Origin of the sequence: Pseudomonas sp. PONIH3 (genome assembly GCF_002934345.1) — a bacterium.
GTDB lineage: Bacteria > Pseudomonadota > Gammaproteobacteria > Pseudomonadales > Pseudomonadaceae > Aquipseudomonas > Aquipseudomonas soli.
On sequence record NZ_CP026386.1, the window covers coordinates 3007395 to 3029785 of the forward strand.

The 22391-nt window shown below is 65.4% G+C and carries 21 protein-coding genes; 13 read left to right on the top strand and 8 right to left on the bottom strand.

Going from position 1 to position 22391, the window contains the following annotated elements:
• Window positions 1-2529, bottom strand: a complete 2529-nt coding sequence (gene hrpB, locus C3F42_RS13910) for an ATP-dependent helicase HrpB (RefSeq protein WP_104444550.1) — start codon at window positions 2527-2529, stop codon at window positions 1-3.
• A 119-nt stretch (window positions 2530-2648) separates the two neighbouring features.
• On the opposite strand from hrpB, the gene C3F42_RS13915 reads away from it, so the two are divergent.
• Together C3F42_RS13915 and C3F42_RS13920 are read left to right on the top strand one after the other, a co-directional pair.
• Window positions 2649-3068, top strand: a complete 420-nt coding sequence (locus C3F42_RS13915) for a hypothetical protein (protein ID WP_023631922.1) — start codon at window positions 2649-2651, stop codon at window positions 3066-3068.
• 25 nt (window positions 3069-3093) lie between these two features.
• Window positions 3094-3963, top strand: a complete 870-nt coding sequence (locus C3F42_RS13920) for a cation diffusion facilitator family transporter (RefSeq protein WP_104444551.1) — start codon at window positions 3094-3096, stop codon at window positions 3961-3963.
• 21 nt (window positions 3964-3984) lie between these two features.
• Here the strand turns inward: C3F42_RS13920 and C3F42_RS13925 are convergent, their stop codons facing one another.
• Together C3F42_RS13925 and C3F42_RS13930 are read right to left on the bottom strand one after the other, a co-directional pair.
• Window positions 3985-4818 (bottom strand): DUF6515 family protein, encoded by an 834-nt coding sequence (locus C3F42_RS13925; RefSeq protein ID WP_046857260.1) that lies wholly within the window; start codon window positions 4816-4818, stop codon window positions 3985-3987.
• Window positions 4819-4903: 85 nt separating this feature from the next.
• Entirely contained in the window at window positions 4904-5488 is a 585-nt protein-coding gene (locus tag C3F42_RS13930) for a TetR/AcrR family transcriptional regulator (protein ID WP_094012277.1), read from the bottom strand.
• A 133-nt stretch (window positions 5489-5621) separates the two neighbouring features.
• On the opposite strand from C3F42_RS13930, the gene C3F42_RS13935 reads away from it, so the two are divergent.
• The 3 genes from C3F42_RS13935 to C3F42_RS13945 all read left to right on the top strand — a co-directional run bounded on the left by C3F42_RS13935 (window position 5622) and on the right by C3F42_RS13945 (window position 7873).
• The gene (locus tag C3F42_RS13935; RefSeq protein WP_094012278.1) at window positions 5622-6827 is read left to right on the top strand and encodes an MFS transporter; all 1206 of its coding nucleotides are present in this window, start codon (window positions 5622-5624) and stop codon (window positions 6825-6827) included.
• A 312-nt stretch (window positions 6828-7139) separates the two neighbouring features.
• Window positions 7140-7616 (top strand): Lrp/AsnC family transcriptional regulator, encoded by a 477-nt coding sequence (locus tag C3F42_RS13940; RefSeq protein WP_011535815.1) that lies wholly within the window; start codon window positions 7140-7142, stop codon window positions 7614-7616.
• Between the two features lie 53 nt (window positions 7617-7669).
• Window positions 7670-7873 carry a DUF2788 domain-containing protein gene (locus C3F42_RS13945; protein ID WP_023631482.1) on the top strand — a complete coding sequence of 68 codons (204 nt, stop codon included), beginning with the start codon at window positions 7670-7672 and terminating at the stop codon, window positions 7871-7873.
• 21 nt (window positions 7874-7894) lie between these two features.
• Here C3F42_RS13945 and C3F42_RS13950 read toward each other — a convergent pair whose 3' ends face one another.
• The 4 genes from C3F42_RS13950 to C3F42_RS13965 form a co-directional block, all read right to left on the bottom strand.
• The gene (locus tag C3F42_RS13950) at window positions 7895-8524 is read right to left on the bottom strand and encodes a pseudouridine synthase (RefSeq protein ID WP_104444552.1); all 630 of its coding nucleotides are present in this window, start codon (window positions 8522-8524) and stop codon (window positions 7895-7897) included.
• A gap of 6 nt (window positions 8525-8530) precedes the next feature.
• Window positions 8531-9994, bottom strand: coding sequence for an AMP nucleosidase (amn, locus tag C3F42_RS13955; protein WP_023632409.1), 1464 nt, complete (start codon window positions 9992-9994; stop codon window positions 8531-8533).
• A 77-nt stretch (window positions 9995-10071) separates the two neighbouring features.
• Window positions 10072-11724 (bottom strand): acyl-CoA dehydrogenase family protein, encoded by a 1653-nt coding sequence (locus C3F42_RS13960; protein WP_104444553.1) that lies wholly within the window; start codon window positions 11722-11724, stop codon window positions 10072-10074.
• Window positions 11725-11824: 100 nt separating this feature from the next.
• Window positions 11825-13816, bottom strand: coding sequence for a hybrid sensor histidine kinase/response regulator (locus C3F42_RS13965; protein WP_094012281.1), 1992 nt, complete (start codon window positions 13814-13816; stop codon window positions 11825-11827).
• A gap of 265 nt (window positions 13817-14081) precedes the next feature.
• On the opposite strand from C3F42_RS13965, the gene C3F42_RS13970 reads away from it, so the two are divergent.
• The 8 genes from C3F42_RS13970 to lnt all read left to right on the top strand — a co-directional run bounded on the left by C3F42_RS13970 (window position 14082) and on the right by lnt (window position 21575).
• A complete protein-coding gene (locus C3F42_RS13970) occupies window positions 14082-14879 on the top strand; it encodes a hydroxymethylpyrimidine/phosphomethylpyrimidine kinase (RefSeq protein WP_038707286.1) in 798 nt (265 codons plus the stop codon).
• A 14-nt stretch (window positions 14880-14893) separates the two neighbouring features.
• Window positions 14894-15517 (top strand): thiamine phosphate synthase, encoded by a 624-nt coding sequence (gene thiE, locus C3F42_RS13975; RefSeq protein ID WP_038707285.1) that lies wholly within the window; start codon window positions 14894-14896, stop codon window positions 15515-15517.
• Between the two features lie 17 nt (window positions 15518-15534).
• Window positions 15535-16818 (top strand): glutamate-1-semialdehyde 2,1-aminomutase, encoded by a 1284-nt coding sequence (gene hemL, locus C3F42_RS13980; RefSeq protein WP_038707284.1) that lies wholly within the window; start codon window positions 15535-15537, stop codon window positions 16816-16818.
• Between the two features lie 187 nt (window positions 16819-17005).
• Window positions 17006-17551, top strand: coding sequence for a tetratricopeptide repeat protein (locus tag C3F42_RS13985; RefSeq protein ID WP_031314991.1), 546 nt, complete (start codon window positions 17006-17008; stop codon window positions 17549-17551).
• Between the two features lie 167 nt (window positions 17552-17718).
• On the top strand, window positions 17719-18717 hold the full coding sequence (locus C3F42_RS13990; protein ID WP_023630354.1) for a PhoH family protein: 999 nt from the start codon (window positions 17719-17721) through the stop codon (window positions 18715-18717).
• Window positions 18710-19183: an rRNA maturation RNase YbeY gene (gene ybeY / locus C3F42_RS13995; protein WP_023630353.1), complete on the top strand. Its 474-nt coding sequence runs from the start codon at window positions 18710-18712 to the stop codon at window positions 19181-19183. The genes C3F42_RS13990 and ybeY overlap by 8 nt, the downstream gene beginning before the upstream one ends.
• 26 nt (window positions 19184-19209) lie before the next feature.
• Window positions 19210-20049 (top strand): HlyC/CorC family transporter, encoded by an 840-nt coding sequence (locus C3F42_RS14000; protein WP_023630352.1) that lies wholly within the window; start codon window positions 19210-19212, stop codon window positions 20047-20049.
• A gap of 8 nt (window positions 20050-20057) precedes the next feature.
• The gene (gene lnt / locus C3F42_RS14005) at window positions 20058-21575 is read left to right on the top strand and encodes an apolipoprotein N-acyltransferase (RefSeq protein WP_104444554.1); all 1518 of its coding nucleotides are present in this window, start codon (window positions 20058-20060) and stop codon (window positions 21573-21575) included.
• A gap of 33 nt (window positions 21576-21608) precedes the next feature.
• Here lnt and C3F42_RS14010 read toward each other — a convergent pair whose 3' ends face one another.
• Window positions 21609-22370, bottom strand: coding sequence for a YdcF family protein (locus C3F42_RS14010; RefSeq protein WP_104444555.1), 762 nt, complete (start codon window positions 22368-22370; stop codon window positions 21609-21611).
• Between the last annotated feature and the right edge of the window lie 21 nt (window positions 22371-22391).

Consider the following 22391-nt stretch of genomic DNA (forward strand, 5'->3'; position numbering starts at 1 on the left):
TCAGGGTTTCCTCGGCTTGGCCCTGGCCGTGGCTTGCGCCACCAGCGGGTCGTCCGGCCAGTAATGCTTGGGATAACGCCCTTTCAGGTCCTTCTTCACCTCGGCGTAGGTGGTGCGCCAGAAGTTGGCCAGGTCCTGGGTCACTTGCACAGGCCGACGTGCTGGCGACAGCAGGTGCAGCTTGACCTGCTGCCGCCCATTGGCGATGCGTGGAGTATCGGCCAGGCCGAACAGCTCCTGCAGGCGCACGGCCAGGATCGGTGGTTGCTCACTGTAGTCCAGGCGTATGCTTGAGCCCGAAGGCACGGCCAGGTGCGACGGTGCGAGCTCGTCCAGGCGCTGGGGCAGCGGCCAGGGCAGCAGGTTGCGCAGGATCGAGGCCAGGTCCAGGTTAGAGAAATGGCTCAGCCGCGACACCTTGCCCAGGTAGGGTTGCAGCCAGTATTCCAGGCTGGCCAGCAAGGCGTCATCGCCCAGATCGGGCCACTCGCTGTGGCCGTCCTTTTCCAGATCCAGCTGACGCAGCAGCGCGACGCGGGCCTGCCACTGGCGCAGTTCCGGGGTCCAGGCCAGCAGGTTCAAGCCTTTGCGCCGAACCAGGCCGAGCAACGCCTTGGCCCGCGCCTCGTCGTCCAGCCCAGGCAACGGTTCACGGCTGAGGACCAGCTCGCCGACCTTGCGCTGGCGCTCGGCGCGCAACACCTGCTCGCGTTCGTCCCAGTCGAGCAGGTCGATTTGCTCGACCTGCTCGGCCAGCACTGCGTCGAACAATACCGGGTCGAACTCTGCAGCCAGGTAGATACGTTCCTCGCGCTGCCCCTGCCGGCTGCCCAGATCGGCAATCACCAGCCACGGGCTCTTCATCAGCACATCGGCTTCGGCGAACAGTGCCGCCCGGCCATTGGCCAGGCGGTATTCGCCGCCGCCTTCGCGGCGCTGTTGCGCCACCCGGTCGGGGTAGGCCAGCGCCAGCACCGCGCCCAGCCAGCGTGGATGGTCGGGGTCGGCGACCGGGTTGCGCGGTTTGCCACGCAGCTGGCCGCGGTATTGCCGGGCCAGCTGCCGCGCACGCTGCACACCGCCCTGCCCACCTCGCGCGGCGCGGCTTTCACCGCTGAGCAAAGCCAGCCGGCTATGCAGGTCAGCACCACCGCCACGCAGGATGTCGCGCTCGCCCAGCAACGCTGCGACATCGCACGCCAGGTCGGCCAACCCGAGATCCTGACCGCGCAGCAGCAAATGGGCGATGCGTGGATGCGCAGGCAGCTCGGCCATGGCTTGGCCATGGGCGCTCAGAACGTCGCGGCAACCTGGCTTGAAGGCGCCGAGTCGGGTCAGCAGGTCCAGGGCTTGGCCATAGGCGGCCGTAGGTGGCTGGTCGAGCCAGCTGAGCTGCTCCGGTGGTACGCCCCAGCGCGCCAGCTGCAGGGCGAGCCCGGCCAGGTCGGCCTGGAGGATCTCGGCGCTGCCATGGGCCGCCAACTGGTCGTGTTGCGCCTCGGACCACAGCCGATAGCACACGCCAGGCTCGAGGCGCCCGGCCCGACCGGCGCGCTGGGTGGCGCTGGCCCGGGAGATGCGCTGGGTGTCCAGGCGGGTCATGCCGCTACCGGGGTCGAAGCGTGGCACCCGCGCAAGCCCTGCGTCGATCACCACGCGCACACCTTCAATGGTCAGGCTGGTCTCGGCGATGTTGGTGGCTAGCACCACCTTGCGCTGGCCCTTGGGCGCCGGCTCGATGGCGGCGCGCTGGGCACTCAGCTCAAGCTCGCCGTGCAGCGGGCAGAGCAGGATCTGCGGACGCTCGCCCACGGCCTCCTGCAGAGCCTGGTGCACGCGGCGGATCTCGGCCTGCCCGGGGAGGAACACCAACAGGCTGCCGGATTCGTCGGCCAGGGCCTGGAGCACGCAGTCGACCACGCGCGGCTCGACGAACTCGCCAGGCTGGAACGGCCGGCTCCAGCGAATATCCACCGGGTGCATGCGCCCCTGACTGCTGATGATCGGTGCATCGTCGAGCAGGCGCGACAGGCGCTCACCCTCCAAGGTCGCCGACATGAGCAGAATCTTCAGCGGCGGCTCGTCACGCAGCAGCGCCCGGCCGTTGAGGCTCAGGGCCAGGGCCAGGTCGGCATCCAGGCTGCGCTCGTGGAACTCGTCGAAGATCACCAGGCCCACGCCTTCAAGCGCAGGATCGCTTTGCAGGCGGCGGGTGAGGATGCCTTCGGTGACCACTTCGATGCGCGTGTTCGGGCCGATCTTGCTGTCGAGGCGGATGCGATAACCCACGGTTTCGCCGACCTTCTCGCCCAGCTCGCTGGCCAGGCGTTCGGCAGCGGCGCGGGCGGCCAGGCGCCGGGGCTCGAGCATGAGGATGGTCTGCCCGGCCAGCCAGGGTTCGTCGAGCAGCGCCAGTGGTACGCGGGTGGTCTTGCCGGCGCCGGGTGGCGCCTCGAGCACCGCTTCGTCACGTTCGGCCAGGGCCTGGCGCAGGTCGGACAGTACGGCATCGATCGGTAATGAAATCATGGTGGTCCTCGAACAATCGTCCGAGTATAACGGCGAACCGAGGCTGCCCTATCATGGTCTTAACCTCAGGCGCCGGCGATTGCCGCGCCCTTGATCGTCGTTACCTTTCGGAGATTCACATGCGCATCCCCTCCCGCGTCATCGGTGGCGCCCTCATCGCCACCTTGCTGACCCAGCTGACGGCCTGCGGCACCCTGTTCTACCCTGACCGTCGCGGCCAGATCGAAGGCAAGATCGACCCTGTGGTGGCGGCCATGGATGCCATAGGTATTCTCTTCTACGTGCTCCCCGGCCTGATCGCCTTCGGCATCGATTTTGCCACCGGTGCCATCTACTACCCTGGCGGCAAGAGCGCTCAGGTCGACCCGGCCAAGCTCAAGCCGGCGATCAATGCAGATGGCCACGTCGACAGGACCAAGCTGCAGGCTATCCTGGAGAGCGAACTGGGCCAGCGCCTGCCGCTGAACGACCCACGGCTGATCCAGCACCGTGGCAGTGTCGAACAACTGGCCAGCTACGGCCTGGTGCCCGCCGCCTGATCTGACCACGGACGATTCATAGCGCATGACCGCCAACGCCGAACACCAACGCCTGCTGCGCCTGGCCACCCGTGCGTCGCTGAGCGTTGCCTGCATCCTGGTGCTGAGCAAGGCCGTGGCCTGGTGGCTGAGCGGCTCGGTCAGCCTGCTGGCCGGGCTGACCGATTCGGCGCTGGATGCCGCCGCCTCGTTCCTTAACCTGCTGGCCGTTCACTACGCTCTGCGCCCCGCCGACGACGACCACCGCTTCGGACATTGCAAGGCCGAAGCCCTGGCCGGCATGGCCCAGGCGCTGTTCATCGGGGTCAGCGCGGTTCTGATCGGGGTCCAGGCGGTTGATCGGTTGTCGTCGCCAGAGCCTTTGGGCGATACCGCTGCCGGTATCGCCGTGATGCTGCTGTCGCTGGTGCTCACTTTCGCGTTGCTGGCATTCCAGCGCAAAGTCATCCGGGCGACTGGCTCCACGGCCGTGCGAGCCGACTCGCTGCATTACCGCTCGGACCTGCTGCTCAACGCCAGCATCCTCCTGGCGCTGCTGCTGGCCCGCTTCGGCTGGCCGCAGCTCGATGCCCTGTTCGGCCTCGGGATCGCCTTGTATATCCTGTGGAGCGCGCTGCATATCGCTCGCGAAAGCACGGCAATCCTGATGGACAAGGAACTGCCGGCCGATGTCGGCGAGCGCATGCATGAAATAGTGCTGGCGATACCAGGCGTGAAGGGCGTACACGACCTGCGCACACGGGTGTCCGGCAACCAGTGGTTCGTGCAGCTGCATCTTGAGTTGCCCGGCGAAATGCCGCTGCACGCCGCCCATGAATTGTGCGTGCAGGCATCTCAGGTCATTCGCCAACACTATCCGCGGGCCGATGTAATGGTTCATGCCGACCCGGTGTAGCCGGCTATCGCAACTGACTTGTCAATTGACGCTGTAGCCGCGGCCGCTCAGGCAGGCCCCCAATGCCCGCCTATAGTTGTCCGCCACATTGGCCGGCGGCGCATAGGTCGCCGTCGCCGGATCGAACCCCGACTGGCTCACCGCCCAGCGGTGGCACTGGTAGCGGTCCTGCTCCTGCTGCTCCGGCCCCTGGCCGTACATCGGGTAGGCGATCACATCATAGCCACTGCCCTGCTGCTGCGGTGCAGGCGCAACGCTGGGCGGGTTGACCACCACGTACTCGCGGCTGTCGGCGAGGTACTGGTAGTAGGTGTCGGCCACCAGGAAGAACAACGCACCGCTCAACCACACCTCGCGGGCATAGGGCGGCAGATAGCCGACCCGCACACCGTAAGGCGGCGTGACCACCACGTAGCCGCCGCCATGGGGCCGGTACCAATACCCGCCCGAGTAGAAGTAGTCCTGCCCACGATAAGGCACCTTCCAGTAGCGGTCCGGGAAGCGATCGACGGTGTGCCCTGGGTGATACTGCGGTCCTGGCCCCCAGCCATTGCCATGACCATCGGGCCGTCCCGACCAATCGCCGCCGGGGCGCTGACCCGGACCTCCCGCCTCCCAGTGACGGTTGTCACCGTAACGCCGGGGAATGTCCTGGTAGTAGCCCTGGCGCGGCGGTTGCGTCTGGCGCACTTCGTCCCGTGAATTGAGCGGTGATCCGCGCCGTTCACCACCGCCCTGCTCCTGCTGGCCGCCATGACCGTCATGCCCGTCTCCGGGGCCCTCGGCCATGGCGCCCAGGCTGATGCCCAGGCCCAGCAAACCAACGCCTGCCAACCGCCAGATGCGCGAACTCATGTTGTTCCTCTCGATGAAAACGCTCGCCTTTACCGTTCGCAGTCTACTGCGCAGACCGCGACCGGCAGATGAAATAGCCGACAGCCTAGCGCGCCAGCAGGCCACGCAGAATTAATTCCAGGGCAACCAGAGCCTGGCCGAGGCGGGAATCGCCGTCCTCCACCTGGGCGATCCAGACCGCCGCCTCCGACAGGCTGCCATGTACCAGGGCCGCCAACGCCCAGGGATCGGCCTCGGCAACCACACTTTGCTGGACCAGCCCGCTGAGCATCCGCTGCAGTGATGCGATGCAATGCTGCTGCGCCTCAGGCGAGGCCGCACCCAGGACGGCGCGCGCATCACGCAGGACAATGCGCTGGATTTCCGGCTCGCGGGCCATGCGCAGGTAGGCCTCGCAACGCTGGCAGAAGCCTTGCCAGGGGTCATCGCAGGATGCGGAGATGGCCAGCAGACGTGCATCCATCTCACCATCGATCTGTGCCACCACGGCCGCCAGCAGGCCCTGCTTGTCGCCGAAATGGTGGTAGAGCGCGCCACGGGTAAGCCCGGCGCGAGCGGTCAGGTCATCCATGGACGCCTGTGCGTAACCTTGTTCGCTGAAGACCTGGCGGGCCATTGCCAGCAAGGCGGCGCGGGTTTCTTCCATCTCGGCGCGGGTGCGACGAACCATGGCCTCTCCTTTACGTACAATCCGTATGAATATTTACATTCAACTCGTATGAATATTTAATCATACGCACTGTACGTATTATCCACGTCCTGCCTTGCCGCCAGCAAGCGGGCCGTCTCACGGAGGAAGCGACATGCCCAACCCTTATGCACACTTGTTCGTCCCGACCGGCACCCTCGGGTTCACCTTGGCCGGCCTGCTGGCCCGCCTGCCGTTGCCCATGACCGGTATCGGCATCATTACGCTGGTGGCGCAATGGCGCGGCAGCTATGCCTTGGCCGGGGCGGTGTCGGCCTGCTTCGTGCTTACCTATGCCCTGTTGTCGCCACAGGTATCACGCCTGGTGGATCGCCTGGGCCAGCGCCGCGTGCTGCCGCGGGCCAGCCTGCTGAGCGTGCTCGGGCTGCTGCTGATGGCTGCCTGCGCCTGGTGGCGTAGCGCCGACTGGCTGCTGTTCGTCGCCGCCCTGCTGGCCGGCTGCATGCCGAGCATGTCGGCTATGGTCCGGGCGCGCTGGACCCATCTGTACCGTGGCCAGCCGCAACTGCAGACTGCCTACTCGCTGGAAACCGTACTCGATGAAGCCAGCTTCATTGCTGGCCCACCGCTGGCCGTCGGGCTCAGCGTGGCGCTGTGGCCCCAGACCGGGTTGCTGGCGGCTGCCGCGTTACTGCTGCTGGGTACCCTGGCGTTGACCCTGCAGACCGGCAGCGAACCACCGGTGGCCCCTGCCGAAACCTCGTCCAGACGTGACCTGCCGGCCTGGCGATGCGACGGGGTGCCTCAGCTGACGCTGCTGATGGCGGCAATGGGCATGATCGTCGGCACCGTGGACATCGTCAGCGTCGCCTTCGCCAGCGAACAAGGGCAACCGGCTGCCGCCAGCCTGGTATTGTCGGCCTATGCCGTGGGCTCCTGCGTTTCCGGGCTGCTGTTCGGCACCCTGCGCTGGCGGATGTCGCTGCCCCGTCAGTTGCTGGTCGGCGCGCTGGCTACCACCCTCAGCACCCTGCCGCTGCTCCTGGTCGGCAATATCGCCCAGCTCGCGGCGGCAGTGTTAATGGCCGGGGTGTTCTTCGCCCCGACCATGATCGTGGCAATGGCCCTGGTCGAGCGCAGCGTGCCAGAGCGCCAGCTGACCGAGGGCCTGACCTGGCTGCTCGCCGGGTTGAATGTCGGCGTGGCCATCGGCGCGGCAGGTGCCGGCCAATGGGTGGACGCCACGACAGCGCGCAGCGGCTTCATGATTGCCGTGATCGGCGGCTTGCTGGTGCTGCTGGCGGCGCTCGCCGTGGCGAGTCGCCGCCAGGCCAGGCCTGTGCAATCTTCAGCACAATAAAAAAGGGAGGCCTTGCGGCCTCCCTTCGGGAATTGTCGTCCGTGCTCGGCACTTGTGGCACCGGCTCACCTCGCGCCGTCTTCTGGACAGTGCGTAGCCCGGGGGCCTGGCGGATCCTGTTGGATCGCTGGCCGCGACCGCCCGCCTAGGGCGCGTCGCCGTGGACTGATGTCCGGGCAGTGATTCTGTTGATAAAGATAGGGCAGACGCCGGGGCAGAGGATTGCGAAGATTGCTCTGTTAAATAGGGCTTGCGCAATTTTTCACTCAGGATCGATAATTCGCCGCAATCTGAACAGAAAAGGCCCTTTTCATGAGCAAGCTCGACCGCTACGACCTGAGCATCCTCGCCGAATTGCAGCGCGATGCGCGCATCTCCAACCAGGAACTGGCCGAACGCATCGGCTTGTCGCCGTCACCCTGCTCACGTCGGGTCAAGCAGCTCGAAGACGACGGTTATATCTCGCGCCAGGTAGCGCTGCTGGATCGCAAGAAACTCGGCCTGAGCCTTACGGCCTATGTGCTGATCGGCATGGACCGGCACACCCCCGAACGTTTCGAAACCTTCGAGGCGGCGATCCGCAGCCTGCCCCAGGTCCTCGAATGCAGCCTGGTTACCGGAATGGACGCCGACTACCAGCTCAAGGTGGTGGTGCCGGACATGGATCATTACCAGAAACTGCTGCTGGGCAGCCTGACCCGTATCGAAGGGGTGACCAGCGTGCGCTCCAGCTTCGTGCTCAACCAGGTACTGGCCAGCACTGAGCTGCCATTGACCCACCTGCGTTGAATCCCCGCGCGCCCGGCGTATGATCGGGCTTTGTGCTTGCCTGGAGTAAACCGATGGATCCCGCCGTATTCGAAGAATGGATGATGATCATCCTCGTCACCGTGCTGATCGCCTTCATGGGCTTCATCGTCTGGGACCTGGCGAAGAAGTCCAAGGCTGGCCGCTTCGGCACGCTGATCCTGTTCTTCGTGCTGGGCCTTGGCGTGCTGGCGTTCATCATCAAGAGCGTGGTGGTGGGGTTCCTGGAAGGGGTCTGACAACCCCACCCTGGGCGGCGACTACAGCTTCGCCGCCACTTCCCGCCAACATCCCTGCTGCAGCCCTTCGATCGTCCAGTCACCGATACGCACCCGCACCAGACGCAAGGTCGGCAGCCCCACCGCCGCCGTCATCCGCCGCACCTGGCGGTTGCGCCCTTCACGGATCACCAGCTCCAGCCAGGCAGTCGGCACGCTCTTGCGAAAGCGGACCGGCGGATTGCGCGGCCACAGCTCGGGTTCCTCGAGCTGACGTGCCTGCGCCGGTAGCGTGGGCCCGTCGTTGAGTTCGACGCCCTCGCGCAGGCGCTGTAGCTGCTCCTCGCTCGGCTCGCCCTCCACCTGCACCCAGTAGGTCTTGGCCAGCTTGTGCTTGGGGTCGGCGATCCGCGCCTGGAGGCGCCCGTCGTTGGTCAGCAGCAGCAGGCCTTCGCTGTCGCGGTCCAGGCGCCCGGCCGGGTAGATGCCGGGAATGTCGATGAAATCCTTGAGCGTGGCGCGCCCTTCTCCGTCGCTGAACTGGGTGAGCACATCGAACGGTTTGTTGAACAGGATCAGGCGCGGCTCGGCCGGCGGCGCCTTGGGCTGGCGACGCGGGCCGGTGGGTCGCGCCGCAGGGCGACGCGGGTTGCTACGGGGTGGCAGGGGCATGGATCCTCAGCGGAACGGCGGCTCATCGAAGCTGCGCAGTTTACGCGAGTGCAGCGAGTTGAGCTCGGTGCGCAGCAGGTCGAGGGCGGCGATGCCGATCTTCAGGTGCTGGCTGACCGCGCGGTTGTAGAAGGCGTTGGCCGACCCCGGTAGCTTGATCTCGCTGTGCAGCGGCTTGTCGGAGACACACAGCAAGGTGCCGTAGGGAACGCGCAGTCGGTAGCCCTGGGCAGCGATGGTGCCGCTTTCCATGTCTACCGCCACGGCACGGGACAGGTTGATAAGCGGGCGCTCCTGGGCCCAGCGCAGCTCCCAGTTACGGTCGTCGTAGGTGAGCACGGTGCCGGTGCGCAGGCGCTTCTTGAGCTGCTCGCCACGCTCACCAGTGACCTGCGCCGCCGCCTCCTGCAACGCCAGCTGCACCTCGGCCAGGGCCGGGATCGGGATGTTCGGCGGCACAACCCGGTCGAGGATGCCGTCGCGGCGCATGTAGGCGTGGGCCAGCACATAGTCGCCGATGGTCTGCGACTGGCGCAGGCCGCCGCAGTGACCAATCATCAGCCAGCAGTGCGGACGCAGCACCGCCAGGTGGTCGGTGATGTTCTTGGCGTTGGACGGGCCGACGCCGATGTTGACCAGGGTCACGCCATCGCCGTCGGCGGCGATCAGGTGGTAGGCCGGCATCTGGTAGCGGTGCCAGACCACGCTGGCAACCAGCGCCTGGGCCTCGCCGTTGTCCATGCCCTTCTCGATGACCACGTTGCCCGGCAGGACCATGCGCACGAAGCGTGGATCCTCGCGCAGTTGCTCAAGGCCATGGGCGATGAACTGGTCGACGTAGCGGTGGTAGTTGGTCAGCAGGATCCATGGCTGCATGTGCCGCCAGTCGCTGCCGGTGTAGTGCACCAGGCGGCGCAGGGAGAAGTCCACGCGGGCGGCGTCGAACAGCGCCAGCGGCAGGGTCTCGGCGCTTTCCCAGTCGTACAGGCCATCGGCGGTGTTGTCGGTGGCCGCCGACAGGTCGGTGCTGGGGAAAACGCGTGCCAGCTGGGCCGCGGTGATGCCGCTGCCCGCCAGCTCATCGCCCTGGTCTACCACGTAGGGGTAAGGGATGTTCTGTTCGCTGACACCAACTTCCACGGTCACGGTGTAGTCGTGCATCAAGGGGCGCAGCTGTTCGAGCAGGTAGCCACGGAACGCCGCGGGCTGGGTGACGGTGACGCTGTAGGTACCATCCACCTGGACCTTGGCGTAGGCGCGGGTGGTCGCGGCGACTTCGCCCTGGCTGGAATAGATGAGGCGCAGGGCCGGGTAGCGAAACAGCGCGCGTTCTTCGTCACCGGGCTCGGTGCGGTCTTTCAGGTAGCGCTTGAGGGCCTGGCTCAGGGCACCGGTGGCCTGTTCATGCAAGGCCGCCAGACGGTCGACGGCCTGTTCGGGGGTATCAACGACTACAAACGCTTGGCTCACGCTGGGCTTCCTGTCTTATGGAATGCATGACCACCATCTTGCCTGCGTTGCAGGGTAAAAACACCCCCGCGATGGCGTTAACCGGCCCACGCCGGCGTGGCCCTGGCCACCAACGCCGCAGCATCCACCCCGCGCGGCAACACACCATACACCCGCCCGCCAGCGCCCAGCCGGCTGCCGATGAACGCATCGCTCACCGTGGCGTTGCCCGCCTCCAGCAACAGCTTGGCCTGCAACGCCACGGCGATGTCCTCGGTCAGCTGCCGGGCGCGGTACTGGATATCGCCAGTATCGGCGAAAGCGCCCTTGAGGTTGCCGATGAACGCCGCCAGGCGTGGGTCGCCATGACCATCCCCGAGCTCAGTGAAAAGTGCCTCCAGCACACCCGGCTCCTTCGACAAGGCGCGCAGCACGTCCAGACACTGCACATTGCCCGAGCCCTCCCAGGTCGAGTTGACCGGCGCCTCGCGGTACAGCCGCGGGAGGATGCTGTCCTCGACGTAGCCGGCGCCGCCCAGGCACTCGGCGGCCTCGTTGATCATCCCGGGGGCGCGCTTGCAGATCCAGTACTTGCCCACGGCTGTCACCAGGCGGGAGAAATGTGCCTGCTGCGGGTCGTCGAGCCGATCAAGCGCCTGGCCCATGCGCAGGCTCAGGGCCAATGCGGCCTCGCTTTCCAGGGCCAGGTCGGCGAGCACGTTCTGCATCAAGGGCTGCTCGGCCAGCACGCGCCCACCGACCTTGCGGTGGGCGCAATGATGCGCGGCCTGGGTCAAGGCCTGGCGCATCAAGGCGCTGGAGCCGACCATGCAATCGAAGCGGGTCATGGCCACCATCTCGATGATGGTCGGCACGCCACGCCCCTCCTCGCCCACCATCCAGGCCAGGGCGCCACGGAACTCCACTTCGCTGGATGCGTTGGAACAGTTGCCGAGCTTGTTCTTCAGGCGCTGGATATAGAACTGGTTGCGGTTGTCGTCAGGGCGGTGGCGCGGCAACAGGAAGCAGCTCAGGCCCTTGTCGGTCTGCGCCAGGGTAAGGAAGGCATCGCACATCGGCGCCGAGCAGAACCATTTGTGCCCCACCAGTTCATAGGGCTGGCCCGGCCCGGGCGCGCCGACCGGGTAAGCGCGGGTGGTGTTGGCGCGCACATCGGTACCGCCCTGCTTCTCGGTCATGGCCATGCCGATCGTGACGCCGGCCTTGTGCCGGTCGCCGACATTGCGCGGGTCGTACTCGCGGGCAAGGACCTTGGGCAGCCAGTAGCCAGCCAGCTCGGGCTGCAGGCGCAGGGCCGGCACGGCGGCGAAGGTCATGGTCAGCGGGCAGCCGGTACCGGCTTCGGCCTGGCTGTGCAGATAGGTCATCGAGGCCCGGGCCACGTGGGCACCGTCTCGTGGCTCCGCCCACGGCAACGAGGGCAGGCCATGCTCGACGGCAGTACGCATCAACTGGTGATACGCGGGATGGAATTCCACCAGGTCGATGCGGTGACCATAGCGGTCATGGCTGCTGAACTCGGGCTTGTGGGCATTGGCCAGGAAACCCGCCGCCATCAGCGGGCCACCGGCCAGGGCGCCGTAGGCGTCGATCCGCGACTCGGCCCAGCCGGCACCGAAGCGCCGCGACCACTCCTGCAAGGGCTGGTCGAGGCGGTAGAGGTTGGCACCGTCGAGGGACGGCGGCTGGTTGGTGACTTCGTGGGTTTCCGCGAACTGGTGCAGGTTCATCGTGGGCCTCCTGGATCCGTTCATGCCTGGATAACCCAGTGAAGCACCGCGGGCCGGTCAGTCAAAGTGACAAAACGGACTACATCGGGGGCACCTCTGTTCAGAAGCGGTCCAGCCTCGAGGCGGCACGCGCCGGTGGAGCCTGCACCTGTGCCACCGCCAGGGGCAGCGTCAGCTCGAACCGACTGCCCAGCCCCTGGGTGGACTCATGGGACAACGTGGCGCCGATCAACTCGCTCAACTGGCGGCAGATGGACAGGCCGATCCCCAATCCGCCATAGCGCCGGGTCATCGAACCGTCCACCTGGAAGAAGCGCTGGTACAGCACCGCCTGGTCCAGGTCGTCGAAACCGATGCCACTGTCGCTGACCGTGAGGCTCAGGGCCAGGCTGTCAGGTCCGGTACGCCGGCCACGGGCCTGCACGGTAACGCCGCCCTGGTGGGTGAACTTCAGCCCGTTGTCCACCAGGCACGCCAGGCAGCGGGCGAGCTTCTGCGCATCGCCGACCAGGCTGTCGGGCAGGTCGGCGGGGATGTCCAGGCTCAGGTACAGGCCCTTGGCCAGCGCCTGGCTCGCATAACCGGCCCGCAGTTCCTGGAGCAGGCGCCGTAGGCTGAACGCCATGCCATGGTTGCGCAGGCGCCCGGCCTGCAGTTCGGTGAGGATGAGGATATCGTCGACCATCGCCATCATGTCCTGGGCCGAACCGGTGGCGGTGCGATGGTACTGAGCCTGCTCGGCGCTCATGGGCAGTGTGTGCAGCAGCTCCAGCGAACCGATCACGCCGTTCATCGGCGTGCGCAGCTCGTGGGTCACGGTGGCGAGGAACTCGTCCTTGAGCCGGTTGCTGCGGGCCAGTTGCAGGTTCATCTGCTCCAGGGTGCGTCCGGTTTCGCGCAGGGCCTGGGCCTGCTGCTCACGCAAACTGTTGATGCGGTCGGCCAGGGCCAGCGACAACAGCGCCACTTCCAGCGCAGCGCCCAACTGACTGGCGTACATGGTGATGAACAGGTTGGGCAGGTACCCCAGCACCATCAAGGTGTTGACCAGCCCGCCGACGAGGAAGGCCGTCCAGGCGATGATGAACCAGCGCGCCACGCGCAAGCCGCGCCACCAGGCATACAACCCCGCACTGAAGACGCTCACGGTGAACAACAGCGCCAGCAGCGTGGCCATGCGCAGCGCCACGCCGTAACGCAGGGTCACCGCCAGCACCATCACCAGCGCGCCGCCAGCCATCAACCCCTTCAGCAGGCGGTCGAGGCCACGGCTGAGGTTGCCCAGTTGCAGGAAGTGCCGGGCGAACTGGCAGCCGAACAGCCCGGCGGCGCCGATGAAAAATGGCGTGGCGGCGTTGGCCCACCAGGGACTGTCGGGCCAGAAGTAGGCGATGCCGGCACCATTGACCGAGACCTGATAAAGGCCGAACGAAGCGATGTAGAGGATGTAGTACAGGTAGCTGACATCACGCACACTGAGGTAGAGAAACAGGTTGTACACCAGCATCACCAGCAGCACGCCATAGATCATCCCCAGCACATAAAGACGCGTGGGCTGGTCTTCCAGATAAGCCTGAGCCGACCACAAGGTCAGCGGCGCCTGGATCGAACCCTCGCTCTGCAGACGCAAGTAGGCGGTCGTCGCCTGACCGGGACGCAGTGGCAGCTCGAACAGGTAGTTGTTCTGGCGGATCTGCCGGCTGGCATAGGGCAGGGCATCACCCGTGCGCTGGGCCAGCCGATAAGTGCCCTGGGCGTCGGGCAGATAGAGTTCCAGATGATCCAGCGGCGGGTAGGCAAGCTCCAGCAACCACTGGCGTGGTGCTGGCGAAGGTGTGGCTGCATAGGCGAGATCGACCCGGAGCCAGAAAACGGAGGTCGAATAGCCGGCGTTGAGCACCTCGTCGTGATGGGCATGGAAGCGTTTGGCGAATGCGCCGGCACTGACCTGAGCGATGCTGGCACTGCCTTCGTGGTCTTCATAGACCTGCATGTAGCGGCCCAGCGGCAAGCGTCCGGTGGCGTCGTCGAATTCGACCGCTCCGGCCAGCAGGGGCAAGCAGCCCAGAAGCACAATCAGCAAATAGCGCATACAGCCCCAGCATGGCCTGTCCGGTCGCGTCGCGGTTGCCTCCCTTCCCTTTGAGACGACGTGATCCGGCAGAACCCGTTCATCGAGTTATCCGAGCACTCTAGCATAGCCTCCAGCATTGCTCAGCAGCTACTGTCAATTTCAAAGCAGAGGCTCTAGAACGCACGTTTCAGAATATCCAATAAAACCAATCTGACCACTTGATCAGCAAATCTCTCACCGCGACCGAACCGCACAAAAAGGTTTGGTGATAAGCTCGCCGACCATGAATACCTACAGCTCCCGCCCCGTTGTCCTCTGTCTCTCCGGCCACGACCCCAGTGGTGGCGCCGGGCTGCAGGCAGATATCGAAGCCCTGATCGCCCAGGGTTGTCACGCCGCACCCGCCGTGACCGCCCTGACCGTGCAGGATACCGTCAACGTTTCCGACTTCCGCGTGCTCGACCGCGAGTGGGTGCTGGCCCAGGCCAACGCCGTGCTGGCCGACTCCACGGTGGCCGCGGTGAAGCTGGGGATGCTCGGCTCGATCGAGATGGTCGACACCGTCGCCGAACTGCTGGCCGCCCACCCGCACCTGCCACTGGTCTGCGACCCGGTGCTGCGCGCCGGTGGCGGTGGCCGCCTGGGCAAGGACGAGGTCGGCTACGCGCTGCGCGAACGCCTGCTGCCGCTGGCCACCATCGCCACGCCGAACCTGCCGGAAGCACGCATTCTGGCGGAACTGCCCGAAGGCACCGCAGACGAGTGCGCCGAGAAATTGCTGCCGTTCTGTAGACACCTGTTGATAACCGGCGGTCACGGCGACGAGGTGGAAATCCACAACCGCCTGTATAGCCGCGACGGTCAACAGCACACCTGGACCTGCCAACGCCTGCCGGGCAGCTACCACGGCTCGGGCTGCACCCTGGCCAGTGCCCTTGCCGGCCGCCTGGCCCTGGGCGAAGCATTGACCAGCGCCGTGCGCAGCGCCCTGGACTACACCTGGCGCACCCTGCGCGACGCAGAGCAGCTGGGCAAGGGCCAGTACGTGCCGCGCCGCCTGCCCCTGGATTTCTGTTCCTGACTCGAGGCCATCCGATGAAGCTCCGCGGTCTGTACGCGATCACCGACAGCCAGCTGCTGGCCGGCCGTTTCCTCTCCCACGTTGAAGCGGCACTGGAAGGTGGCGTTCGTCTGCTGCAATACCGCGACAAGAGCGACGACACCGCCCCCAGACTGCGCGAGGCCGAAGCGCTGAAGACGCTCTGTGAGCGTTACGGCACCGAGCTGATCATCAACGACGACGCCGAACTGGCTGCCCGCCTGGGCGTTGGCGTGCACCTCGGCCAGACCGATGGCCCGCTCACGCCGGCCCGCGCCCTGCTCGGCCGCCAGGCGATCATCGGCTCGACCTGCCACGCCAGCCTCGACCTCGCGCAGCAGGCCGCCAACGAGGGCGCCAGCTATGTCGCCTTCGGTCGCTTCTTCAATTCCGTCACCAAACCGGGTGCGCCCGCCGCCAGCGTCGATCTGCTGGAGCAGGCCCGCGCCCAGGTCAAGCTGCCGATCGCGGTGATCGGCGGCATCACCCTCGACAACGCCGCCCCGCTGGTCGCCCATGGCGCCGACCTGCTGGCGGTGATCCACGGCCTGTTCGGTGCCGACAGCGCGCAGGAAGTCACCCGCCGCGCCCGCGCCTTCAATGCCCTGTTCGCTTGCTGATTTCGAGAGAAGATCCCATGTCCCGTTCCGAAGCCCTGTTCGCCCAAGCCCAGAAACACATCCCCGGTGGCGTCAACTCGCCGGTGCGCGCCTTCAAGAGCGTCGGCGGCACCCCACTGTTCTTCAAGCACGCCGAAGGCGCCTACGTCATCGATGAAGACGACAAGCGCTACGTCGACTATGTCGGTTCCTGGGGCCCGATGATCCTCGGCCATGCCCATCCGGACGTGCTGGACTCCGTACGCAAGCAGTTGGAGCACGGTTTGTCCTACGGCGCGCCGACCGCCATGGAAACCGAGATGGCCGACCTGGTCTGCTCGATCGTGCCGTCGATGGAGATGGTGCGCATGGTCAGCTCCGGCACCGAAGCGACCATGAGCGCCATCCGCCTGGCCCGTGGCTACACCGGCCGTGACGCCATCATCAAGTTCGAAGGCTGCTACCACGGTCACTCCGACAGCCTGCTGGTCAAGGCCGGCTCCGGCCTGCTGACTCAGGGCGTGCCAAGCTCGGCCGGGGTGCCGGCGGACTTCGCCAAGCACACCCTGACCCTGCCGTTCAACGACATCGCCGCCGTCGAGAAGACCCTGGCCGATGTCGGCCAGACCGTGGCCTGCATCATCGTCGAGCCGGTGGCCGGCAACATGAACTGCGTCCCGCCGGCGCCGGGCTTCCTCGAAGGCCTGCGCGCATTGTGCGACAAACACGGCGTGGTACTGATCTTCGACGAGGTGATGACCGGCTTCCGCGTCTCCCTTGGCGGTGCCCAAGGCCACTACGGCATCACCCCCGACCTGTCGACCTTCGGCAAGATCGTCGGCGGCGGCATGCCGGTCGGCTGCTTCGGAGGCAAGCGCGAGATCATGGGCTGCATCGCCCCGCTGGGCCCGGTCTACCAGGCCGGTACCCTGTCGGGCAATCCGTTGGCCATGGCCGCCGGCCTGACCACCCTGAAGCTGATCAGCCGCCCGGGCTTCCATGACGAGCTGAGTGCCTTCACCAGCCGCATGCTCGATGGCCTGCAACAGCGTGCCGACGCTGCCGGTATCCCGTTCGTAACCACCCAGGCGGGCGCCATGTTTGGCCTGTACTTCAGCGGCGCCGACGATATCGTCACCTTCGACGACGTGATGGCCAGCGATGCCGAACGCTTCAAGCGCTTCTTCCATCTGATGCTCGAAGGCGGCGTTTACCTGGCGCCAAGCGCATTCGAGGCGGGCTTCACCTCAATCGCCCATGGTGACAAGGAGCTGCAGATCACCCTGGATGCTGCCGAGCGGGCATTTGCCAAGCTGAAGTAAAGGATGTGCCTGGCTCTGCCTGATTGCGATCAGGCAGAGCCAGGCAAGCCTGTGACACCCATCACAACCCGACGCGTCCCATTGTGCTGTAGAAATTCGCGTAAATCTTTGTAAGGTAGGCGCTGCTTATCCCATAATGTGCCACCAGAGACATTGGCCGCAGCTTTGCAGAGGTAAGTCGATCCCCATGAACCGCACCGGCCGCGCCCTGACCCTGGGCTGCCTGTTGCTTCTTCAGCCCCTGCTGGCACTGGCAGAGGGCGGTAATTCGTTGCTGATTCCGGCGACGGGCCGCTGCGCCCTCGATACCGCGCCCGAAGACCTGCAAAATGCCCTCAAGGCCTGTGAGCAAATCGCGCAGTCAGGGGATGCCGAAGCGCAGTACGAGCTGGGCGAGTTCTACTACAGCGGCACACCGCGTCAACTCGACAACGCGCTCAAATGGTTCGAGAAAGCCTCGCTGCAAGGCCAGGCGCAGGCACAATACCGCCTCGGATCGATGTTCTTCCACGGTGAAGGGGTCAAGGCGAACAACGTCCAAGCCTACATCCTGCTCAAGATCGCCGCGGTCAACGGTGCCGAGGACGCGCTGGACATGGCTGACGAAGTCACCGAGCAAATGCCCCGCGACGAACTCGAGCACGCTACCCAGGTACTCGGCCAGATCTTCCGCAAATACCTGCTGGAACTGCAGAATGCCGAAGGGCGCACCCCTTTCTCTCCCCTTCCCTGAACCATTGCCCTGCCTGTAGCTGGCCCCTATCATCAATTCGTCAGCTTGCCCCGCCATGCTCGAGGACGCTTCGCACCGACCCTTGATCGTTTCAGTGCTTTCGCCACTGCCACTCTAGGGTTATTCTTGAGTTCACATTCATTGCCGTCGAGCGGCTAAAAACGACCTTGAACGCACCCATACAACCCCATCGCTTCATCCTCGAACCCTTCGAGGCCCACCGTTTCGCCAACCTGTGCGGCCAGTTCGACGAGCACCTGCGCCTGATCGAACAACGCCTGGCCATCGAGATCCGCAACCGCGGCAATCAGTTCGAACTGATTGGAGAACCCAAGACCACTTCTGCCGCCGAACAGCTGCTGCGCCGCCTCTATCGCGAGACCAAGGCAACCGACCTGTCGCCGGAAACGGTCCACCTTTATCTTCAAGAATCGGCGGTTGAGAGCCTCGAGAATCCGGCTGTCAACGAGGTCAGCGTCTCGCTGCGCACGCGCAAGGGCAACATTCGCCCACGCGGCGTCAACCAGCAGCGCTACGTCAAGGAAATCCTGGCCAACGACATCAACTTCGGCATCGGCCCGGCCGGTACCGGCAAGACCTACCTGGCCGTAGCCTGCGCGGTCGATGCGCTGGAGCGCGAGCAGGTGCGCCGCATCTTGCTGGTGCGCCCGGCGGTCGAGGCCGGCGAAAAGCTCGGTTTCCTGCCCGGCGACCTGGCCCAAAAGATCGACCCGTACCTACGCCCGCTCTACGACGCACTTTACGAGATGCTTGGCTTCGAGCACGTGGCCAAACTGATCGAGCGCCAGGTGATCGAGATCGCTCCGCTGGCCTACATGCGCGGCCGCACCCTGAACAACAGCTTCATCATCCTCGACGAGAGTCAGAACACCACGCTCGAACAGATGAAGATGTTCCTCACCCGCATCGGCTTTGGCTCGACCGCGGTGATCACCGGTGACATCACCCAGGTCGACCTGCCCCGCGGCACCAAGTCGGGCCTGGCCCATGTGATCGAGGTGCTCAAGGACGTGCCAGGCATCAGCTTCACCCATTTCCAGCCAAAGGACGTGGTACGCCACCCGTTGGTGCAGCGTATCGTCGAAGCCTACGACCGCTTCGAAGCCCGTCAGTCCAAGCCCGAGGCACCCGGCAAAGATGCTTGAACTCGACCTGCAACGGGCCACGGACGCCGCTGCCCCGGATGACGCCGCCTTCCGCCGATGGTGCGAACTTGCCCTGCGCCAGCGCAGCGCCGACTCGGAAATGACCATTCGCCTGGTCGACGCCGCCGAAGGCCGCGAGCTGAACCACACCTACCGGCACAAGGACTACGCCACCAACGTGCTGTCATTCCCCGCCGACGTCCCGGACGAGTTGCTCGATATCCCGCTGTTGGGTGACCTGGTGATCTGCGTGCCAGTGGTCGAGCGCGAGGCCGCCGAACAGGGCAAATCCCTGGAGGCGCACTGGGCGCACCTGGTCATCCACGGCTGCCTGCACCTGCTCGGCTACGACCACATCGAAGACGATGAGGCCGAGGAAATGGAAGCGTTGGAACGGCAATTGCTGGCGGAACTGGGTCATCCGGACCCTTACGCCGACGACGAAACCGAAACAATCACACACTGATACTGCAAGGATCACGAGTAACCGCCATGAGCGAAGACCGATCGAGCAACGGGCAAAAGTCCTGGTTGGGTAAGCTGACCCAGGCTTTTGCCCATGAGCCGAAAAACCGCCAGGAGCTCCTCGAGCTGCTGCGCGAAGCCCATCAGAACAAGCTGCTCGACAGTGAAGCGCTGACCATCGTCGAAGGCGCCATCCAGGTCGCAGACCTGCAGGTGCGCGACATCATGGTGCCGCGTTCGCAGATGATCAGCATCAAGGCCAACCAGTCGCCCCGCGAGTTCCTGCCGGCAGTGATCGATGCCGCGCACTCGCGCTACCCGGTGATTGGCGAGAGCCACGACGATGTGCTCGGCATCCTGCTCGCCAAGGACCTGCTGCCGCTGATCCTCAAGGAGAATGGCGACAGCTTCAACATCAAGGATCTGCTGCGCCCGGCCACCTTCGTGCCCGAGTCCAAGCGCCTGAACGTGCTGCTGCGCGAGTTCCGCGCCAACCACAATCACATGGCCATCGTCATCGACGAGTACGGCGGCGTGGCGGGGCTGGTGACCATCGAAGACGTGCTCGAGCAGATCGTCGGCGATATCGAGGACGAGCATGACGTCGAGGAAGACAGCTACATCAAGCCGCTGCCCAGCGGCGACTTCCTGGTCAAGGCCCTGACCCCGATCGAGAACTTCAACGAGTTCTTCGACAGCGAGTTCTCCGATGACGAGTTCGATACGGTCGGCGGCCTGGTGATGAGTGCGTTCGGCCATTTGCCCAAACGTAACGAAACCACCGAGATCGGCGGCTACCGCTTCCGCATTCTCAATGCCGACAGCCGCCGGATACACTTGCTGCGCCTGACACCGATCAACCGTTAAGGACGAACATGCGCTGGATCACCCGCCCCGGCTGGCCCGGTAACCTGCTGGCCATGGCGGCCGGCGCTTCCACCCTGCTGGCCCTGGCCCCCTTCGACATCTGGCCGCTGGCCCTGCTGTCCCTCGCGCTGTTCTATGCAGGGCTGCGCGAACTGAGCCCGCGCCAGGCGCTGGGCCGGGGCTGGTGCTTCGGCTTCGGCCTCTACGGTGCCGGCACCTGGTGGATCTACGTCAGCATGAACACCTATGGCGGCGCCTCGCCGCTGCTGGCAATCCTGCTGCTGCTGGCGTTTTTCGCCTGCCTGGCCTTCTTCTTCGCCCTGCCCGCCTGGCTTTGGGCACGCTGGTTGCGGCGTGACGAGGCGCCACTGGCCGACGCCTTGTGCTTTGCCGCCCTGTGGTTGCTGCAAGAAGCTTTCCGAGGCTGGTTCCTCACCGGTTTCCCGTGGCTCTACGCAGGTTACAGCCAGCTCGACGGCCCCCTCGCGGGCCTGGCGCCGCTGGGCGGTGTGTGGCTGATCTCGTTCGCTCTGGCGTTGACCGCGGCCCTGCTGTGCAACATCCATCGCCTTCGCGAGCGCCGCTCGTTCTTGGCCGTTGGTGTAGCACTGTTGGTGGCGCCTTGGATTATTGGCCTGGCTCTGAAGGATCATGCCTGGACGCAACCGGCGGGCGATCCACTGAAGGTCGCTGCCCTGCAAGGCAACGTCGAACAGGATCTGAAGTGGGACCCGGCACACGTGAATGCGCAACTGGCGCTGTATCGTGACATGAGCTTCAGCTCGAAGCCCGTCGATCTGCTGATCTGGCCGGAAACCGCCGTGCCGGTACTCAAGGACCAGGCCCAGGGCTACATCGACATGATGGGCACCTTCGCCGCCGAACGGCATTCGGCGTTGATCACCGGGGTGCCGGTGCGGCAGATGGTTCACCACCAACGCCGCTACTTCAACGGCATCACTGTGGCCGGCGAAGGCGACGGCACCTACCTCAAGCAGAAGCTGGTGCCCTTCGGTGAGTATGTGCCCTTGCAGGACATGCTGCGCGGCCTGATCGAGTTCTTCAACTTGCCGATGTCGGATTTCGCCCGTGGCCCCGCGGACCAGCCACTGCTGCAGGCCAAGGGGTACCAGGTCGCCCCGTACATCTGCTACGAAGTGGTCTATCCCGAGTTCGCTGCGAGCCTGGCCGCACGCAGCGACCTGCTGCTGACCATCAGCAACGACACTTGGTTCGGCACCTCGATCGGCCCGCTGCAGCACCTGCAGATGGCCCAGATGCGCGCGCTGGAGGCCGGCCGCTGGATGATCCGCGCCACCAACAACGGTGTGACCGCGCTGATCGACCCGTTCGGCAGGATCACCGCGCAGGTCCCGCAGTTCCAGCGGGCAGTCCTGTATGGCGAGGTGGTACCGATGCAGCAACTGACGCCGTACCTGCAATGGCGCTCGTGGCCGCTGGCGATCGTCTGCGTGCTGCTACTGGGCTGGGCCTTGCTGGCCGGACGCATCGCGCGAACCGTCTGAGGCACCCCTGGGGCTGCTACGCAGCCCCAGTCCTTAGTAGAACAGGCGATACCCCACCAAGCCCGCCGCCTCGTTGAGCAACTGCCCGCTCTGCCACATTGCCCGGGTTTCCGGCAGCAATCCCGCGAACGGCCGCGCATGATCCCTCCCCAGGAACCCCACCGGTGCCGGTACCACTTCGAACCCGGCCCGCTCGAAACTCCAGCGCGAGCGCTGCATGTGCCAGGCCTGTGTCACCACCACCACCCGCTTGATACCCAGCGGCTGCAACACCTTGGCGCTGAACTCGGCGTTTTCCCAGGTGGTGCGGCTGGCTTCCTCCTTCCAGGAAACCTTTACCGCAAAATCCGCCTCCAGGCGGTCAGCCATCAGCTGGGCCTCACTGGGCGGCGTGCCATAGTGCAAGCCACCGCTGGTCAGCACCGGCAGCCCTGAGGCCTTGGCCAGTTGCGCGGCGTAGCGCATGCGCTCGAGGGCGACGTAGGTTGGCTGATCAAGACCACCCCAAGCCGGATCGCCGCGCTCCCGCCCGGCACCCAGGACCACGATGGCGTCGGCCCTGGAGGCCAGGCCTGCCCACCCCTCGAGCGCCAACGCAGGCTCTGTTTCAAGGGTTCGGGCAACTTGCTCGACCGTCAGTGGCAAGCTCATCAGCCACAAGCCACCCAACCCCAGGGTGAAACAGGCCGCGGCCAGGCGTGGACAGCGACGGCGCCACCACCAAGCGGCAAGCAGCAACAGGAACAGGACGCCGGGCGGCATCAACCATTGTTTGATGAAAAAGCGCAGCGGCATCACACACCTCCATGGAAGGCG

What these genes read in the sequence shown, in the direction of transcription:
- hrpB (WP_104444550.1), bottom strand. Translation starts at nt 2,529, where the DNA reads ATGATTTCATTACCGATCGATGCCGTACTGTCCGACCTGCGCCAGGCC.
- C3F42_RS13915 (WP_023631922.1), top strand. Translation starts at nt 2,649, where the DNA reads ATGCGCATCCCCTCCCGCGTCATCGGTGGCGCCCTCATCGCCACCTTG.
- C3F42_RS13920 (WP_104444551.1), top strand. Translation starts at nt 3,094, where the DNA reads ATGACCGCCAACGCCGAACACCAACGCCTGCTGCGCCTGGCCACCCGT.
- C3F42_RS13925 (WP_046857260.1), bottom strand. Translation starts at nt 4,818, where the DNA reads ATGAGTTCGCGCATCTGGCGGTTGGCAGGCGTTGGTTTGCTGGGCCTG.
- C3F42_RS13930 (WP_094012277.1), bottom strand. Translation starts at nt 5,488, where the DNA reads ATGGTTCGTCGCACCCGCGCCGAGATGGAAGAAACCCGCGCCGCCTTG.
- C3F42_RS13935 (WP_094012278.1), top strand. Translation starts at nt 5,622, where the DNA reads ATGCCCAACCCTTATGCACACTTGTTCGTCCCGACCGGCACCCTCGGG.
- C3F42_RS13940 (WP_011535815.1), top strand. Translation starts at nt 7,140, where the DNA reads ATGAGCAAGCTCGACCGCTACGACCTGAGCATCCTCGCCGAATTGCAG.
- C3F42_RS13945 (WP_023631482.1), top strand. Translation starts at nt 7,670, where the DNA reads ATGGATCCCGCCGTATTCGAAGAATGGATGATGATCATCCTCGTCACC.
- C3F42_RS13950 (WP_104444552.1), bottom strand. Translation starts at nt 8,524, where the DNA reads ATGCCCCTGCCACCCCGTAGCAACCCGCGTCGCCCTGCGGCGCGACCC.
- C3F42_RS13960 (WP_104444553.1), bottom strand. Translation starts at nt 11,724, where the DNA reads ATGAACCTGCACCAGTTCGCGGAAACCCACGAAGTCACCAACCAGCCG.
- C3F42_RS13965 (WP_094012281.1), bottom strand. Translation starts at nt 13,816, where the DNA reads ATGCGCTATTTGCTGATTGTGCTTCTGGGCTGCTTGCCCCTGCTGGCC.
- C3F42_RS13970 (WP_038707286.1), top strand. Translation starts at nt 14,082, where the DNA reads ATGAATACCTACAGCTCCCGCCCCGTTGTCCTCTGTCTCTCCGGCCAC.
- thiE (WP_038707285.1), top strand. Translation starts at nt 14,894, where the DNA reads ATGAAGCTCCGCGGTCTGTACGCGATCACCGACAGCCAGCTGCTGGCC.
- hemL (WP_038707284.1), top strand. Translation starts at nt 15,535, where the DNA reads ATGTCCCGTTCCGAAGCCCTGTTCGCCCAAGCCCAGAAACACATCCCC.
- C3F42_RS13985 (WP_031314991.1), top strand. Translation starts at nt 17,006, where the DNA reads ATGAACCGCACCGGCCGCGCCCTGACCCTGGGCTGCCTGTTGCTTCTT.
- ybeY (WP_023630353.1), top strand. Translation starts at nt 18,710, where the DNA reads ATGCTTGAACTCGACCTGCAACGGGCCACGGACGCCGCTGCCCCGGAT.
- C3F42_RS14000 (WP_023630352.1), top strand. Translation starts at nt 19,210, where the DNA reads ATGAGCGAAGACCGATCGAGCAACGGGCAAAAGTCCTGGTTGGGTAAG.
- lnt (WP_104444554.1), top strand. Translation starts at nt 20,058, where the DNA reads ATGCGCTGGATCACCCGCCCCGGCTGGCCCGGTAACCTGCTGGCCATG.
- C3F42_RS14010 (WP_104444555.1), bottom strand. Translation starts at nt 22,370, where the DNA reads ATGCCGCTGCGCTTTTTCATCAAACAATGGTTGATGCCGCCCGGCGTC.